Annotated in this window: 14 protein-coding genes; 6 read left to right on the forward strand and 8 right to left on the reverse strand. The window is 37.0% G+C overall.

The features are described 5' to 3' along the window. On the reverse strand, positions 1-2,557 hold a 2,557-nt coding region (locus DDY94_RS14950), incomplete at its 3' end, for a PKD domain-containing protein (RefSeq protein ID WP_114317117.1). Positions 2,558-2,567: 10 nt separating this feature from the next. Then, on the reverse strand, positions 2,568-3,029 hold the full coding sequence (locus DDY94_RS14955) for a hypothetical protein (protein ID WP_111685416.1): 462 nt from the start codon (positions 3,027-3,029) through the stop codon (positions 2,568-2,570). 205 nt (positions 3,030-3,234) lie between these two features. Here DDY94_RS14955 and folE point away from each other — a divergent pair, with 205 nt between their 5' ends. From folE to DDY94_RS14985, 6 genes are all read left to right on the forward strand, one after another. After that, positions 3,235-3,912 carry a GTP cyclohydrolase I FolE gene (folE, locus tag DDY94_RS14960; protein ID WP_111685417.1) on the forward strand — a complete coding sequence of 226 codons (678 nt, stop codon included), beginning with the start codon at positions 3,235-3,237 and terminating at the stop codon, positions 3,910-3,912. A gap of 58 nt (positions 3,913-3,970) precedes the next feature. Then, positions 3,971-5,452 carry a cysteine--tRNA ligase gene (cysS, locus tag DDY94_RS14965; protein ID WP_111685418.1) on the forward strand — a complete coding sequence of 494 codons (1,482 nt, stop codon included), beginning with the start codon at positions 3,971-3,973 and terminating at the stop codon, positions 5,450-5,452. 2 nt (positions 5,453-5,454) lie between these two features. Next, positions 5,455-5,688, forward strand: coding sequence for a membrane protein insertion efficiency factor YidD (gene yidD, locus DDY94_RS14970; protein WP_111685419.1), 234 nt, complete (start codon positions 5,455-5,457; stop codon positions 5,686-5,688). Between the two features lie 65 nt (positions 5,689-5,753). Beyond that, entirely contained in the window at positions 5,754-6,584 is an 831-nt protein-coding gene (gene lgt, locus DDY94_RS14975; RefSeq protein ID WP_111685420.1) for a prolipoprotein diacylglyceryl transferase, read from the forward strand. Further along, positions 6,584-7,084 (forward strand): DUF192 domain-containing protein, encoded by a 501-nt coding sequence (locus DDY94_RS14980; protein ID WP_111685421.1) that lies wholly within the window; start codon positions 6,584-6,586, stop codon positions 7,082-7,084. Before lgt ends, DDY94_RS14980 begins: the two co-directional genes overlap by 1 nt. A gap of 16 nt (positions 7,085-7,100) precedes the next feature. Further along, positions 7,101-7,514: a hypothetical protein gene (locus DDY94_RS14985; protein ID WP_111685422.1), complete on the forward strand. Its 414-nt coding sequence runs from the start codon at positions 7,101-7,103 to the stop codon at positions 7,512-7,514. A gap of 52 nt (positions 7,515-7,566) precedes the next feature. Here DDY94_RS14985 and secDF read toward each other — a convergent pair whose 3' ends face one another. The 6 genes from secDF to gyrB form a co-directional block, all read right to left on the reverse strand. Next, positions 7,567-10,614, reverse strand: coding sequence for a protein translocase subunit SecDF (secDF, locus tag DDY94_RS14990; protein ID WP_111685423.1), 3,048 nt, complete (start codon positions 10,612-10,614; stop codon positions 7,567-7,569). A 155-nt stretch (positions 10,615-10,769) separates the two neighbouring features. After that, a complete protein-coding gene (locus DDY94_RS14995) occupies positions 10,770-11,381 on the reverse strand; it encodes a hypothetical protein (RefSeq protein WP_111685424.1) in 612 nt (203 codons plus the stop codon). Positions 11,382-11,459: 78 nt separating this feature from the next. Continuing rightward, positions 11,460-12,110, reverse strand: a complete 651-nt coding sequence (locus DDY94_RS15000; RefSeq protein ID WP_111685425.1) for a hypothetical protein — start codon at positions 12,108-12,110, stop codon at positions 11,460-11,462. Between the two features lie 80 nt (positions 12,111-12,190). Further along, the gene (mdh, locus tag DDY94_RS15005; RefSeq protein WP_111685426.1) at positions 12,191-13,117 is read right to left on the reverse strand and encodes a malate dehydrogenase; all 927 of its coding nucleotides are present in this window, start codon (positions 13,115-13,117) and stop codon (positions 12,191-12,193) included. 267 nt (positions 13,118-13,384) lie between these two features. Next, positions 13,385-14,401 (reverse strand): DUF6588 family protein, encoded by a 1,017-nt coding sequence (locus DDY94_RS15010; protein WP_111685427.1) that lies wholly within the window; start codon positions 14,399-14,401, stop codon positions 13,385-13,387. A 158-nt stretch (positions 14,402-14,559) separates the two neighbouring features. Further along, entirely contained in the window at positions 14,560-16,497 is a 1,938-nt protein-coding gene (gene gyrB / locus DDY94_RS15015) for a DNA topoisomerase (ATP-hydrolyzing) subunit B (protein WP_111685428.1), read from the reverse strand. Between the last annotated feature and the right edge of the window lie 154 nt (positions 16,498-16,651).

The raw sequence follows: 16,651 nt of genomic DNA on the forward strand, positions 1-16,651 counted from the left end.
CTGGTTGAGCGCCTGTAACTTCTCCCGTGGCAGCGTCTATCACAGAACCATCCATTGGGTCTGGTGAAAATGCAAATACGCCACCTGCCGTTCCCGTTACTGTTGCCGTTCCTCCATCACAACTCGGAGTTAGTGTGAAGGTGGCATCATCGAGAGGTAAAACACTAAAAGTCTGTGTACTTGTAGTTGGACAAGTACCATTAGTTAAATATTCAATCGTATAAGTTGCACCAGGAGTACCATTAGTAACCTCTCCGGTGTTAACATCAATCACAGCAGCATCAGCAGGTGCAGGATTAAAGGAAAAAGTACCACCTGCTAGCCCTGATACAGTAACAGTACCACCATCACATGTAGGTGTTACTGTAAATGATGCATCATCCGTAGGTATTACAATTAGATTGAATACAGGATTAGCCGAGGCATTATAACAATTTGAATCACCAACACTTTCAACTCTAACAAAAATTGGCTGTGGTGAAATGGTATTTGGAAATGGACTGGATAATGCTCCAGTATCGGCGTCTGCATCAGCAAAACTTAAATGATAAGTTACATTGAAATCTGCTGCGGATTGCGCACCTAGGATTCCTAAAGTTTGAGATTCTAAATTAAATAATTCTGTTCCGTCATTCAAACCATCATCACATCGAACGAGGTCTGGAACTGGATTTATATCTGGTTGACCTGAAACATTCAAGGTGAATTGAAGAACTTCATAACACCCAGACGTTTGATATTCAACCCTAATGAAAATAACTTCTCCATCAGTACCTGAATAATTATTCAAACCACCTATTGCACCTGTATTAGCATCTGCATCAGCAAATGAGTTGTGATAGGTAACAACTAGATCGGCTGCATTTGGCGCACTACCAAGAACAACTGCAGTATTCGACTCTAAGTCAAAAATGTAAGGCGGCATACCGGTATCACAGACAAATAAATTATTAGGTGCATCTGTGATGATTTCTGGCAGAACATCAATACAAACTTCTTCGGTATACTCGCAACCAAAATCATCAGTAACTCTATACGTGTAACAGAATTGACCTTCAGAAGGTGGTGCTACAGTAATAACATTACCGGCTGTATTAGTAATTGTAGGGTCAGTATCCCAAGCTTGAGAAGTAATTGCAGGCGTAAACGATAATTCAGGAGGTTGAAGATTCGGGTCGAATTCTATACTCCATGAAAATATGTGTCCGTTATCAGCACCAATATTATCTACAACACGAATTGTCCAATCACCATTCAGTGGTGAACCAACAAGACCGGCTAGTGAATTAACCGATTCATAATTTCCTGCAGGAACAAATGAATCATTATAGGTCCCTGGTCCATTTCCGTTTGGAAAAGTACCACCAGTTTGAATCCCTTCAACTAAAGTTTGTAAACTTGGATCAGGAAGGAAACAGTAATCAAACCCTGTCCCTGGTGTTGTATTTGCGCTATTGCCATCTACTTGACCTGTTGCCCATGGAATACCTAAATTGGCAGAACCACCACCTTGATCATGCATTCTAACCACCTGACCATTAGGTGAAATAATTTCAATATCTAAATCTCCTAGGTATGAATGCTCCATGTTGAGACAAATACTCACAATTTGATTGACATCGGTTAGTGTTTGTGCTGAATCATAACAATCAACTGTTACGGATGTTTCATAACTCACACCATTACCATCTGGCAGGAAAGTCACTCCACTCACTGGCGGAGTACAGTCATTAATAAATTCTACTTCACTAACAACACCTTCAATCGTGGTACTATCGCCAAAACAGATCGTATTTTCGGCTGCTGCAGTTCCTGTGAAATCAGGTTCTGTTGCCACCTGTACCACTTGATTAATTAAATTATTATTGGTACAACCCAATGGGTCTTGTGTTGTATTTGTATCTCGAATATTCAGATTAACAATATAGACGCCTGGCGTTGGATACGAGAATGTTGCTGTTTGCCCAGTAACAGTATTGCCATCACCTAAATCCCACTCGTAAGTTGCTCCTGTTCCATCAACAGAGAACACGCCACTTCCTTCGAGGGTTATCTCTTCATTAGGGCAAACTCTAATATATCCATCAGCATTAGGTGCTGGAGTTGCGTTATCAATTTGCGAATTGATCGTCTGACAAGGTGTTAAACATGAAATATCAGCTGCCCATCCGGTTGTATTACCTGATCCATTGGAGATAAATTCAATGGTTAAACAACCTGAAGTGTTATCAGCAGTAGCCTGAAAAAATCCAGGATTATTCGCCCCAGAATAGGTTCCGAAGAGAGGTTCTGCCACCGAATCACCATTATAGATAGACATTGTATCTTGATTAAGCTGTGTGCTGAATTCTGTAAAATTGAGCTGTACTTTTTGTCCTGGATTTTCTGGACAAATAGTGAGGACTAAATTTTCATCATTACCGTACGGGCCAAATTCACCCCCAGAATCATAAAAAACGCCACCACATTGATTAACTGTGGCGGTTTGCATATTAACATCTTGGGCAAATAGTATAAATGAAAATGCGAGACTTATAGTAGTTAGTATATATTTCATACCAGAAATTTTATTGATGTTGGGACTTAATGATTATGTAGTAATTTGTGTTATCAACCTGATACATATAAGCACCAACTGAATAAAATTGGAAATTATACTTTAAAGGGTTAAAGTCCTGCGGATTAAAATTTTGATCCCGTTCTAATTCTGGAACATAAGCATTGAATAATGGAACCTCAGAAAGCTTTGGACAAGGTTTTTTATCCTTATCGTCATTAATCTGCTTAATGACCACTCTATTTCTGAGAATTTGCTTTATGGTTTTGAGTCTATTTTTATTGTTGAAAACATACTCATCTGCAAATTCGCCGTATACTTCGATTATTTGTTGACGCTCTTTCGCGGATAAAGGCAATTCTACGTTTTTTTCAAACTTCGCGAGCGGGGTCGGATGCTTTGTTTGTTTTTGCTGTCCGAACGCACAAAAAGGTAAGATCGTCAGAATAAGGATAGTTAGTAATTTATTCATGGTTTTAGCTAAATAATAAAGTTTCGAAAATTAAGAAAATTTTAATAATACAGTTGTTAATTCGTCAAGGTTATTGGTATTTTAACGGTTTTAATTATATAACAGTTATAATTATAAAAGTCCTACCCTAACTAAACTATTTTTATTGCTTATCTTTGCGATTCGATTTTAGATACTCTGATTATCTGACAAATACAATTAAATTATGAAAATCGACGGCGATTTTAATGATATAGATGCAATAGGTGATGATCACATTAGTTCATCAAGTGAGACTCCAATGCGCGATGATGCTTTCAGGCTTTCAAAAGATGAAAAGATTGAGATCATTAAAGATGATGTGAGGCACATCATGGAAACTCTTGGTTTAGACCTTAGTGACGATAGTTTGAAGGGAACACCAAATAGAGTTGCTAAAATGTTTGTGAACGAAATTTTTGGTGGTTTAGATCCTGATAAAAAACCAAGTGCATCAACCTTCGAAAATAAATATAAATATGGCGAAATGTTGGTTGAAAAAAACATTACAGTTTATTCAACCTGCGAACATCATTTACTTCCAATCGTTGGGAAGGCACATGTAGCCTATATTTCTAATGGTACTGTTGTTGGACTTTCTAAAATGAATAGAATTGTGGATTATTTTGCAAAGCGTCCACAAGTTCAAGAACGCCTAACTATTCAGATTGTACGAGAGCTTCAAAAAGTATTGAATACTGACGACGTTGCATGTGTTATCGACGCCAAGCACTTATGTGTTAATTCGCGTGGAATTAGAGATATTGAAAGTAGCACGGTAACTTCTGAATTTGGCGGAAAATTCAAGGAAAAAGAAACCCGAAGAGAATTTTTAGATTACATTCAATTAGACACTAAATTTTAGTTGTTTAATCATACATAGTTCGTTAGCTTTGTTCACATATTGAATGAAATTAAGCTGTATGCCTCTTTACGAATCCCAAACTATAAAAATTTACAACTCCCTTTCAGGTGAGAAAGAAACGTTCAAACCCATAAATGACGGTTATGTAGGTATGTATGTTTGTGGACCAACGGTTTACAGCAATGTGCACTTAGGTAATGTAAGAACCTTTATGTCTTTTGATGTTATTTTCAGATATCTGAAGCATTTAGGTTATAAAGTAAGATTTGTTCGAAATATCACAGATGCTGGTCACCTTGAAAATGACGCAGATGAAGGCGAAGACCGAATTGCAAAAAAAGCGCGACTTGAGGCCATTGAGCCAATGGAAGTGGTGCAGCGCTATACCGTAGATTTTCATAATATTCTGAATAAATTCAATTTTCTTCCTCCGAGTATTGAGCCAACTGCTACTGGTCATATTATTGAACAAATAGAGATCATAAAATCGATCATCGACAATGGTTTAGCTTATGAGGTGAATGGATCCGTTTACTTCGATGTGCACAAATACAACGAAACCAAAGCCTACGGAATTTTGAGTAAACGTAAGCTTGAAGACCTCATCCATAATACAAGAGCATTAGACGGACAATCTGACAAGAAAAATCCGCAGGATTTTGCACTTTGGAAACGTGCCGAACCACAGCATATTATGCGCTGGCCTTCGCCTTGGAGTGACGGATTTCCTGGTTGGCATTTAGAGTGTACTGCAATGAGTACCAAATATTTGGGAGAACAGTTTGATATTCACGGTGGTGGAATGGATTTAAAATTCCCGCATCACGAATGTGAAATTGCACAAGCACAAGCTTGCAATGGTCAATCACCTGTTAACTATTGGATGCATGCCAATATGTTGATCATGAATGGTAAAAAAATGGCTAAATCAACAGGGAATTATATTTTGCCAAACGAGATCTTTTCGGGTGATAATCCACATATAACAAAGGCATATGCGCCAAGCGTGGCTCGTTTCTTTATGCTTCAGGCGCATTACAGAAGTATACTAGATTTTACTAATAATGGACTTCTGGCTAGCGAAAAAGGCTTCTACAGATTAATGGATGCTATTAATCTCCTTAATGATTTGAAAACGAGTGATTCCTCGACTTTCAATGTTTCAGAATGGCAACAGAAATGTTATGATGCCATGAATGACGATTTTAATACGCCAATTTTAATCGCTACACTTTTTGACGCGGCTAAGTTTATTAATCAGGTTAAAGATGGTAGTGCTACGGTATCTGCGGAAGATCTTGAGCTATTAAAGCAGACCTTCGATATATTTGTTTTTGATGTTTTAGGCCTAGTAAATGTGGCTAAGGAAAGTTCGGGTTCTGACCAATTATCGGCAGCAGTAGAAATTTTGATCAACCTCAGAAAAGAAGCACGTCAGAATAAAGATTTTGCCTTATCTGATAAAATTAGAGATGAATTGGCAGAAGCAGGTATTCAGCTAAAAGATAGTAGGGAAGGCACAACCTTTACGACTAACTGATCGTGAAAAAATTCCTTACATACCCTTTTTTATTCTTAATTAAAGTCTATCAAACCTTAATTTCTCCACTTACACCTGCAACGTGCAGGTATCAGCCAACATGTTCTCATTACGCTAAGGAAGCCTTGGAAGTCCATGGTTTGTTTAAAGGTGGAAGGTTAGCTATTAAACGTATTTTTAGTTGTCATCCATGGGGAGGAAAAGGTTTCGACCCTGTGCCGCCGAAAGAGGATTAATATAACGTTAATCTCGTTTTCAATCTGTTTCAAAATAGTATATTTACGGCATAAAGTAAACATGTATGCATATTTTACAGACGTCCTGGAAACCTATTAAATCCATAGATTTAGGTTTTTTCGAGCTTCATTTTTATAGTGTGATGTGGATTATCGCCTTTGTATTAGGTTTTTACATCACAAAACGCATTTGGAAAAATGAAAATCAATCAAGTGAGTCGCTAGATTCCTTATTTATATATTCTGTTTTAGGAATTATGATTGGTGCACGATTGGGCCATGTTATCTTTTATCAACCTGAGTTGTTTAAAGACGACTTCTTTAGTATCTTTTTACCTTTTAGCTTTAAAGACGGAATTCGCTTCACCGGTTTTGCCGGTTTGGCTAGCCATGGTGCCGCCATTGGAATGATCATTTCAATGTATCTGTTTAACAAGAGAGTACTTAAAAAGAGTATTCTTTGGATCTTGGATCGGGTTGTTGTAGCAACGGCTCTAGGTGCCGTATTTGTTAGAATCGGAAATTTTATTAATTCTGAAATTGTCGGAAAAGAAACAGACAGTGCGTTAGGCGTTATATTTGTTGACAATGGTGAAACTTTTGCACGTCACCCTGCGCAATTGTATGAAGCTTTTTGTTACATCTTTGTGTTCTTGATCTTGTTTTATTTCTATTGGAAAACTAAAAAATCAAAGCAGGAAGGATTTTTATTCGGGTTATTTCTTGTTTTACTCTGGACCATCAGATTCTTTGTTGAGTTTGTGAAGGAAGCTCAGGTTGATGGCCGAGACGACTATGTGTGGTTTATGAATACCGGACAAGTATTGAGTGTGCCATTTATACTTATTGGTCTCTATTTCATGTTTGTTTACAAACCTAAAAAAGCATTGAATTAATGCGATTAAAGTCGTTCTTTAAATACATGATATTGTCTTTTGGACTTTTTGTAACCATTGGTTGCAAGGAGGAAAAGGTCAATAAAACAGAAGACAAAGTCGTTGTAAGTTTCAAGAAAGAAGGTATTCTTCAACTAAAAAAAGCAAATACAGATTCTATCATTAAAACGCTCGACATTGAGATTGCAGATAATGAATATGAAACCCAAACCGGTTTGATGTATAGAACCGAACTTGGTACAACTCAAGGCATGTTATTTATATTTCCTGATGTACAAATGCGAAGCTTTTACATGAAGAATACTAAAATTCCTTTAGATATCATTTATCTTGACGGAAACAGAACCATTGTAAGCTTTCAGAAAAATGCCAAGCCTTTTGATGAATCCTCTTTACCTTCAGAAGCTCCAGCGCAATATGTGTTAGAAATAAATGCTGGACTTTCCGACAAATGGCAACTTGAGGTTGGTGACCAGATGGAATTTCAAACAATTAAATAAGTAATAACCACGCTGAATGAAGAAAGCCATTTCACAATTCTTCAATGTTAATGAATCAGAAAAGAAATGGTATAAAATCATTTTATGGTGGGAATTAAGACGCATTCCCTACAACCTCATCTTGTTAATACTTGGTTTAATTTCATTGTATGTTTTATCTTTTTTTCCTAATGACGGATTTTTTAGATTAACCGCTGGCCCTGGATTAGTTGTTGGCTTTTATGCTTCAATACTTTTATTTGGTTTAGGCGCTAATTTGTTATTCACCTTAGGATGGATCGTTCAATTAATTCTGAAGCAATTCAATCATAAAACCATCAGATTGTTCATTAAAAAGTCCTTTATTCTAGGTTTGGTTATTTCAGCTTTAATTACATTAAGCCCCATATTGCTCTGGATCTTAAATATGATCATCGGCCAATTTGCATAGAAAAAGCCTTTCATTTCTGAAAGGCTTTTTTATTCAATCTAGAAAACGAAACTTATTCTTCGTCTTCTTCTTTTACTTTTTTCTTAAGTGATTCTGCTGCATCACCTTTCTTAGCTGTATCGTACATTAATGGTGTTGCGATAAACATAGAAGAATATGTACCAACAACTACCCCGACTATCAAGGCGAATAATAATCCTCTAAGAGATTCTGCTCCGAAAATAAACATCGCTAATAACACAACCAATGTAGTTACAGATGTATTTAAGGTTCTACTTAAAGTACTGTTTAATGATGCATTGATAGTCTTACCAAATTCCCATGAAGTATGCTCATTTAAGAATTCACGAATTCTATCGAACACAACCACGGTATCGTTAAGCGAGTAACCGATAACTGTTAAGATCGCCGCAATGAATGCCTGATCAATTTCCATACTAAATGGCATAAACTTCCATGTTAATGAGAAGATACCTAGTACGATTAACACATCGTGGAATACCGCCGCAACAGCACCAAGAGAGAATTGCCATCTCTTAAATCTGAATAAAATGTAAAGAAATACCACAACTAACGATCCTAATACCGCCCAGAAAGAGGACTTCTTAATATCATCTGCAATCGTCGGACTCACTTTACTAGATAACATCTTACCAATTTTTGCTTCACCTGAACCATCCTGGAATTCGGTATAAGTCATACCTGCTGGTAAGTATGGTTTTAAAGCTTCGAAAAGTTTTTGCTGTACGTCTTCGTCTGCTTCGACCGAGTTATCCTCTACTCTATATTTGGTGGATATTTTTAATTGATTTGCGGAACCGATCGTTTTAACTTCAGCACTAGAGAATACCGCAGGATCACTTAATACTGTCGTGATTTCCTCAGTACTTACTGGTTGCTCAAATCGTACTTGATAAGTTCTACCACCAACGAAATCAATCCCTTGGTCCAATCCTGTTGTAAATAATGAACCTAAACTTGCTGCAAGAAGCACACCTGAAATCGCATAAGCAATTTTACGTTTTTTCAAGAAGTTGATATTGACATTCTTGAATAATCCTTTAGTCATTGCAGTAGCGAAATCTAATGTTCCTCCTCTACTTACCCACCAGTCAATTAATAAACGTGTGATGAATATTGCCGTAAATAAAGAGGTTAGAATACCGATTATTAATGTTGTAGCGAAACCTTTAATTGGTCCGGTACCAAACACGAATAAAATAAGTGCTGTTAAACCTGTAGTGATATTCGCATCTAAAATTGAAGATAAGGCATTTGAGAAACCATCTTTAATTGATTCTTTTTGAGATTTGCCTTTAGCTAATTCCTCTCGAATACGCTCAAAGATAAGTACGTTAGCATCAACCGAAATACCAATGGTTAATACGATACCCGCAATACCTGGTAATGTTAATACCGCTCCTAAACTGGCAAGTACACCAAAGATCAATAAAATGTTTAACAATAAAGCGATATCAGCAAAAATACCAGCCTTACCATAATAGAAAATCATCCAAATTAAAACAAATGCTAAGGCAATAAGGAATGACTTCATTCCGCTATCGATAGCTTCTTGTCCTAATGATGGACCAACTTCATCCGCTTGAATAATTTCAGCAGAAGCTGGTAATTTACCTGCTCTAAGTACGTTTGCTAAATCTACGGCTTCCGTAAGAGAGAATGCCCCAGAAATCTGAGAATTTCCTCCTGCAATTGGACCAGTAGTTACGCTTGGCGCAGAGTAAACAATATCATCTAGAACAATAGCAATGTAACCTTGAGTTTCAAAAGCCACTTTAGTCATCGCTTCCCAGATCTTAGCACCTTTAGCATTCATTTGCATACTAACTGCAGGTCTGCTAATTTGATCATAATCTTGTCTCGCATCCGTAATTACAGCTCCACTTAACTGAGGTTGATTATCTCTATTACTCTTAATTGCATAGAGTTCTGAAAACTCAGAATCTTTGGCCTGAATACCCCAAACAAATTTTGCATAGCGCATTTCTGAAGGCAGTTTAGCTCTGTTCTCTGGTGCATTAAGTGCTTCTAATACTTTCTTTTTATCCTTAGCTAAAAAACGTGCAATAACTGGTCCGTTACCTGGTCCTTGAATTCCTAATGGATTTACATTTGCAACGCTAGTTGTATCGGTATCGATCTGACCTGTTAACTCTTCAATGGTACTAGATGTAGTGTCTTGCTCAACTTCATTTACCTCAGTGTCTTCAGTCTCTTGCTCTTCCTCTTTTGCAGCATCGACCATAGCTTGGTTAACCTCGAAAACATAAGACATCATTTCTTCAGCTTTGTAAGTCTCCCAGAATTGTAACTGTGCAGTTTTAGTGATAATATCAACAACACGTTTCTTATCTCTAGCTCCAGGTAATTCAATAAGAATACGCCCAGAGTTTCCTAATCGTTGAATATTAGGAGAAGATACACCGAACCCGTCAATACGATTTCGTAATACTTCAAAAGCCGAAACAATAGACTCATCGATTTTGGTTTCTAAAACAGCTTTTACTTCTTCGTCTGACATATCAAATTTGATATCGTCACTAAGATCACGATTGGCAAAAATGTCTGGCGAGGCTAATTTTGTATCGCCCTTGATGGCATCGAATGCTCTGAAGAATGACTCCAAATATGACTCCTGAGCATCTTTCTGTAATTCTTCTGCATCGGCTAATGCCTTATTGAAAACTGGGTCTTTACTATTGTTTGCTAATCCTTTCAAGATATCTTTTACAGAAATCTGAATGATCGCATTAATACCACCTTTAAGGTCTAATCCCAACTTCATAGCATTACCTTCTACCTCATTATAGGTATACTGAGAAACGAATAAGTCATAAACTTCGATGGATTCAAACTTATCCCCAACCTGAACTTTTGAGGTTTTTAAAGAATCTAAATAATCGATTTCCGATTGTGTTCTTAGATCCTGATAATCTTTTACTGTCTCGTCATATTTAGCTATAGCTGCTAATTTTGCCTCTTCTTCAATTTGGTTAGCCTTGAATGTAAATGATAATTGGTAGATACTAACTAATCCAAAAAGAAGTGCAAACAGTTTAATTATTCCTTTGTTTTGCATTTTGATTTGTTTTACGTCTGAATTTTTGGTTCGTAAATATCGATTTACGAGACCATCAGACTATTGGTTTAAATATTAAAATTATTTGAAATTTTGCTTTTCTTGATTGATAAAAGCGAACTGAAAATAATGAGATAACTTATAGTATGATCTCCCTAGGCTAAAGGCCCAGCTCTAACTTCAGGAAAGCTATAAGCACAGTGCTCTTTAATAAGTTTTTTATGAATGGCGTTCAAGGTAATTTTAACGCCTTCGGTAATAAATTCGGATTGAATTTGATGTCCTGAAAAATGCTTTTTAGGATTATTGAATCTATCACTTTTCTGATTGTGTTCTACAACCTGAATACCGTCAAAATCCCAGCTATTCGAGTTACTATTCTCATGAATCTCAGTAACATTGACTTTATAAGTATCGGACTTTTCATCCGGTGATCCATTACCCGAATGCTCTTTTTCAAAACCATAAGTCAGTTTGAAATTTGCGTTGTCTGAGAGAATATTTTGAATCTCCTCAACCGCGGTATCGCTGTAATAGGTGATTTTTAGGTGACCGTCGGCATCCTGCCCAACTTGAATCTGTTCAACCCCAATAACATGAAGTTTTGTTCTAATTGCATCAACTGTTTTCGCTGTAAGATTATCAGTGATCTCTGACTCTGAAAACTGAATAACAATCTGCTGATTAGGCGCAACAGGAGTTTCTAAAAACCTAACGATGAAGGTGATTAGAACAATTAAAATACCAAAATGCAGTTTGGATTTCATCCCGCGAATATAACAAAAATAAAGACTGTAGCGAACTACAGTCTTTATTTTAATATCTTATTTTTTGTTGAGGCCGTATTACATTTCTGTATAACCTTCAGGAGGATTCATACTAAACTTAGAATCATCCATTTTTTCCGCCTTCAATTCAGTTACTTCAGTTATAATCGTAAGCACTGTATCGCCTTGCAATACGGTAGCTTCACTATATAATGGCAAACCGGCAATCTTATCACCGTACTGAATAGTTTGTTGGTTTAATATTGGTCTGATCTTATCTGTTGTAAAAAATCTCATTTTCAGTTCGTTCTCACCTTCTTTGTAAGTAAGAATTTTTTCTTTACACAGGTAACCAAGAATTGTCTTTGTTTCAGTACCATCTTTAACCTTGATGTTTTCTAAACCAATATTATTGGAATCAATATTACTTATTTGATATTTTTTTCCCAACATCGGACTATCCATAAGTGTCAATCCTTGTAGAGTTTCAGAATCGGAGATGACGGCAACATCACCACTCATAGGATTAGATACCTCAACACGCGATTTAGAATCTTTAAAATAGGTAGTACTAACGACATCTCCCATCAACTCTAATTGTGCCTTAATGGTCTCATCGTCTGTTGTTAATGTTTGCTTCGCGATAAAAAATCCTTCTGTAATAACTTCTTGAGCAATTACTGTAGTACTGAATAATATCAACAAGGCGAAACTGAATAGTTTTTTCATAAATATTGTTTTTCGAAATATACAAAAAAACCTTACCAACCTATTGGCTAGTAAGGTTTATGTTTATTTATAATTCTTAATTATAACTCTAAAAGACCATTAGTCTTTTTAACACCCTCAGCACTTTCAGCTAAGTGTGCTTTTTCAGCATCACTTAACGGAACGTCTACAATGCTTTCAATACCGTTTCGTCCTAATATTACAGGTACGCCGATACAAAGATCACTTAATCCATATTCACCCTCTAAGAAAGCTGAGCAAGGGAACATTTTCTTCTGATCACATGCGATAGCTTGTACTAAAGCGCTCACCGCTGCGCCAGGTGCATACCAAGCTGATGTTCCTAATAATTTAGTAAGCGTTGCCCCACCAACTTTAGTATCTTCCTTAACTTGATTCAAACGTTCTTCAGAAATAAATTCTGAAACATTAATACTATTTCTTGTTGCGTGTGATGTTAATGGCACCATTCCTTTGTCGCTGTGGCCTCCGATAACCATACCATCAATATCGCTAATTGGTGCATCTAAAGCTTCTGCTAATCTATACTTAAAACGTGCAGAATCGAGTGCGCCACCCATTCCTATGATTTTATGTTTTGGAAGATCCGTAGTTTTATGAGCCAAATAAGTCATTGTATCCATTGGGTTACTCACCACTATAAGAATAGTATTTGGTGAATGTTCAACCAAACTCGCAGATACTGATTTCACGATACCAGCGTTAATACCGATCAATTCTTCACGCGTCATGCCTGGTTTACGAGGAATACCTGATGTAATTACACAAATATCACTATTTGCTGTTTTAGAATAATCGTTTGTACTACCTGTAATTTTGGTATCAAACCCATTTAATGACGCACATTGCATTAAATCCATGGCTTTACCTTCGGCATAACCTTCTTTAATGTCTAAAATAACGACTTCTGAAGCGAAATCTTTAATGGCAATATATTCTGCACAACTTGCGCCTACTGCACCAGCGCCAACTACGGTTACTTTCATTTTATAATTGTTTTTTAGCGTTAAAAAATTCGAATACAAAATTAAGGCTTTAAGGTCAAAATTCAATGACTTATGTCATAGTATTCAGAAATAAAAAAAGCACAAGACTATGCTTGTGCTTTCTCTATAAAACAATATAATAATTCTAATTTATAATGATATTCTTTGGACCAACCCAATCTGTTCTAGAGCCATCCACGCAGACTACTCTAATATAGAAATCGTATGGCGTATTTAGAAATAGTCCTTGACTGTAAAACTAAGTTCCTATCTAAATCCAAAATTCACACCAACTGAAAAGGCATTAAACTCAGATAAGTGGTATTCTGCGTTTAGTCTGAAAAAACCTAACTTCAATTTTGCTCCCACAGTACCTCTTAATGCTGAAACATCGTGTGAAACTGAGAAAGGATCTACAATGGTTTCTGAAGTAAGAAATCCATCAGTAACTCTGTAGCTTCCTAATAAATCTGACTCTGAATTTCCAGTTAAATAGCCCAATCCACCATAAAGGTTAACTACGGGAAGTTTAGTAGAAACTATAAGTTGAAAAAGCCATGTATCTGTATTGTTTTCGAGGCGTTGATTTTCACCTTCTATGCCCGAAGATTCCGTAATATCATAAGAACCATTCAAGTGATTATACGCCACTAGAGCCGAAAGAGACACTGGCCATAATTTATCTGCAGGTAGCCACTCCGTAAATTCAAGTTGAATACCAGCTCCGTACATTCCTAATTCAACATCATCTGTTTCTAGCTTTGGAAAGTATCTTGCTTTTAATTCAACTCCACTTCCTAAACCAACCGCAGCTTGAAGGAAGGCCGATGGCACCAAGTTTGCACTTGCATCACCAATTCCCTGTGGAAGTTCTAATTCAACAGTTTGTGATCCAAATATTGGATCGTCATATTCTACTTCAACAAAAATGGTTGGGTCGTTTTCACCTAATACACTAGCCACGTTCTGTTGACTCGGTCCTTGAACGAAGGAGACATTATTATACTCCGAGGTATCCATATTGAATACTTTGTCCTCATCGCTTACCAAAGCGGCATTAGCTACAAGTGAAATTTCAAAACCGCCTAAGGGTTTAACCTTTGCCGAATTAAACCAGTTCGCATTCATACTATGCATGAGGCCACTCGTTCCAGGTGCTAAATAATCTGTTGCAAATCGCTGTGCATCTTCGACACCAGCTGTAAGTAATACATCCAGGTCATTTTGCGCATTGACCGTAAAAACGGAGGTAAATAAAGTAATACCTAATAGTAGTCGTTTCATTTTGGTAGATTTGAATTTGGGCTAGCAATATACAAAAATACACATGCATTTTATCTATTTATCGTATTTTTTTGTATTTAGTCGGATTTTTAATCCCTAGTAAAAAACAAAAGCACCCCAAAACTGGAGTGCTTTTTCAATATAAATTGTTGTGTTATTTAAGCATCAATATTCGCGTAGATTGCATTTTTCTCGATGAATTCTCGACGAGGTGGTACTTCGTCACCCATCAACATAGAGAATATACGATCGGCTTCTCCTCCATTATCGATCTGCACTAAACGCATCGTTCTAAATTCTGGGTTCATTGTGGTATCCCAAAGTTGTTCAGCATTCATTTCACCAAGACCCTTATAACGTTGAATCTTAGAACCATCACCAAACTGAGCAATAATCTCATCGCGCTCTTTATCTGACCAAGCATACTGCTTTTTGGCACCTTTCTTTACTAAATATAAAGGTGGCGTTGCGATATAAACATGACCGTTTTCAATCAATTCTTTCATATATCTGAAGAAGAATGTAAGAATCAATGTGGCGATGTGACTACCATCAATATCGGCATCACACATAATCACGATTTTATGATATCTTAATTTTGAAAGATTAAGTGCTCGTGGATCTTCTTCTGTACCAATAGTGACACCTAGTGCAGTGAAAATATTCTTGATCTCTTCGTTTTCGAACACTTTGTGTTGCATTGCTTTTTCAACATTAAGGATTTTACCTCTTAATGGTAGAATTGCTTGGAACGCTCGGTCGCGACCTTGTTTAGCGGTCCCACCTGCAGAATCACCCTCAACTAAAAACACCTCACATTTTGCCGGATCCTGCTCTGAACAGTCCGATAATTTACCTGGCAAACCACCAATGCTCATTACCGTCTTACGTTGCACCATTTCGCGTGCTTTCTGTGCTGCGTGACGTGCCTGAGCTGCTAAGATCACCTTTTGAACAATGGTTTTAGCATCGTCTGGGTGTTCCTCTAAATAATCCGTTAACATCTCTGAAACGGCCTGCGACACAGAGGCTGATACCTCTCTGTTACCTAATTTGGTTTTGGTCTGACCTTCAAACTGTGGTTCAGCCACTTTCACAGAAACGATCGCTGTTAAACCTTCACGGAAGTCATCACCAGAAATATCAAACTTTAATTTATCTAGCATTCCTGAATTATCAGCATATTTTTTCAAGGTATGTGTTAATCCACGACGGAATCCTGATAAGTGCGTACCTCCTTCATGTGTATTAATATTGTTTACATAAGAATGAAGGTTTTCAGCATAAGACGTATTGTACACCATTGCTACCTCAACCGGAACACCGTTCTTTTCACCTTCAAAAGAGATCACGTCTTTCATTAACGGCTCGCGATTTCCATCTAAGAACTTAACGAATTCTGGTAATCCATTTTCAGAATGAAAAGTTTCACCTTCGAAAGAACCGTCTTCTTTTTTACTTCTTCGGTCTACAAGATGAATTGTGATACCTTTATTAAGATAGGCCAGCTCGCGCATACGACTTGCTAGCGTGTCATAGTTATATTCTAAAGTAATCTGAAAAATTTCAGGATCTGGCTTAAAGGTCACAGTAGTACCTGTTTTTTCTGAAGCTCCTACAACTTTCACTGGGTACATGGTTTTACCACGCTCGTACTCTTGCTCCCAGATCTTTCCTTCACGATGCACGGTAGCTTTAAGATGTTCAGATAGTGCGTTTACACAACTCACACCTACACCATGCAATCCACCAGAAACTTTATAAGAATCTTTATCGAATTTACCACCTGCACCGATTTTAGTCATTACTACTTCTAATGCAGATACGCCTTCCTTCTTGTGAAGACCAACAGGAATACCTCTACCATCATCTTCAGTAGTGATTGAGTTATCCTCGTTTATGGTTACTGTAATATTATCGCAATATCCTGCCAAAGCTTCGTCGATAGAGTTATCCACGACTTCGTATACCAGATGATGCAGACCTCTAACACCAACGTCTCCAATATACATGGATGGACGCATTCTAACGTGTTCCATCCCTTCAAGGGCCTGGATACTGTCTGCGCCATATTGCTTTTTATTCTCTTCGCTCATAATTATATTTACTCTTAGTTTTAGATTTGTTCTATACAAAAAAAAGACGCTTTAGCGCCTCTTCTGAGTACATACAAATATAAGAAATAATGAAGCTTTTTTAAAGCTTTTTATCGACTTTATGCAATAATTATTAACAATTGTTAAAAACGGA

The organism is Winogradskyella tangerina (assembly GCF_003260205.1).
Taxonomy (GTDB): Bacteria; Bacteroidota; Bacteroidia; order Flavobacteriales; family Flavobacteriaceae; genus Winogradskyella; species Winogradskyella tangerina.

What these genes read in the sequence shown, in the direction of transcription:
- lgt (WP_111685420.1), top strand. Translation starts at nt 5,754, where the DNA reads ATGCATATTTTACAGACGTCCTGGAAACCTATTAAATCCATAGATTTA.
- DDY94_RS14995 (WP_111685424.1), bottom strand. Translation starts at nt 11,381, where the DNA reads ATGAAATCCAAACTGCATTTTGGTATTTTAATTGTTCTAATCACCTTC.
- DDY94_RS15000 (WP_111685425.1), bottom strand. Translation starts at nt 12,110, where the DNA reads ATGAAAAAACTATTCAGTTTCGCCTTGTTGATATTATTCAGTACTACA.
- DDY94_RS14985 (WP_111685422.1), top strand. Translation starts at nt 7,101, where the DNA reads ATGAAGAAAGCCATTTCACAATTCTTCAATGTTAATGAATCAGAAAAG.
- mdh (WP_111685426.1), bottom strand. Translation starts at nt 13,117, where the DNA reads ATGAAAGTAACCGTAGTTGGCGCTGGTGCAGTAGGCGCAAGTTGTGCA.
- gyrB (WP_111685428.1), bottom strand. Translation starts at nt 16,497, where the DNA reads ATGAGCGAAGAGAATAAAAAGCAATATGGCGCAGACAGTATCCAGGCC.
- folE (WP_111685417.1), top strand. Translation starts at nt 3,235, where the DNA reads ATGAAAATCGACGGCGATTTTAATGATATAGATGCAATAGGTGATGAT.
- cysS (WP_111685418.1), top strand. Translation starts at nt 3,971, where the DNA reads ATGCCTCTTTACGAATCCCAAACTATAAAAATTTACAACTCCCTTTCA.
- secDF (WP_111685423.1), bottom strand. Translation starts at nt 10,614, where the DNA reads ATGCAAAACAAAGGAATAATTAAACTGTTTGCACTTCTTTTTGGATTA.
- DDY94_RS15010 (WP_111685427.1), bottom strand. Translation starts at nt 14,401, where the DNA reads ATGAAACGACTACTATTAGGTATTACTTTATTTACCTCCGTTTTTACG.
- DDY94_RS14980 (WP_111685421.1), top strand. Translation starts at nt 6,584, where the DNA reads ATGCGATTAAAGTCGTTCTTTAAATACATGATATTGTCTTTTGGACTT.
- DDY94_RS14955 (WP_111685416.1), bottom strand. Translation starts at nt 3,029, where the DNA reads ATGAATAAATTACTAACTATCCTTATTCTGACGATCTTACCTTTTTGT.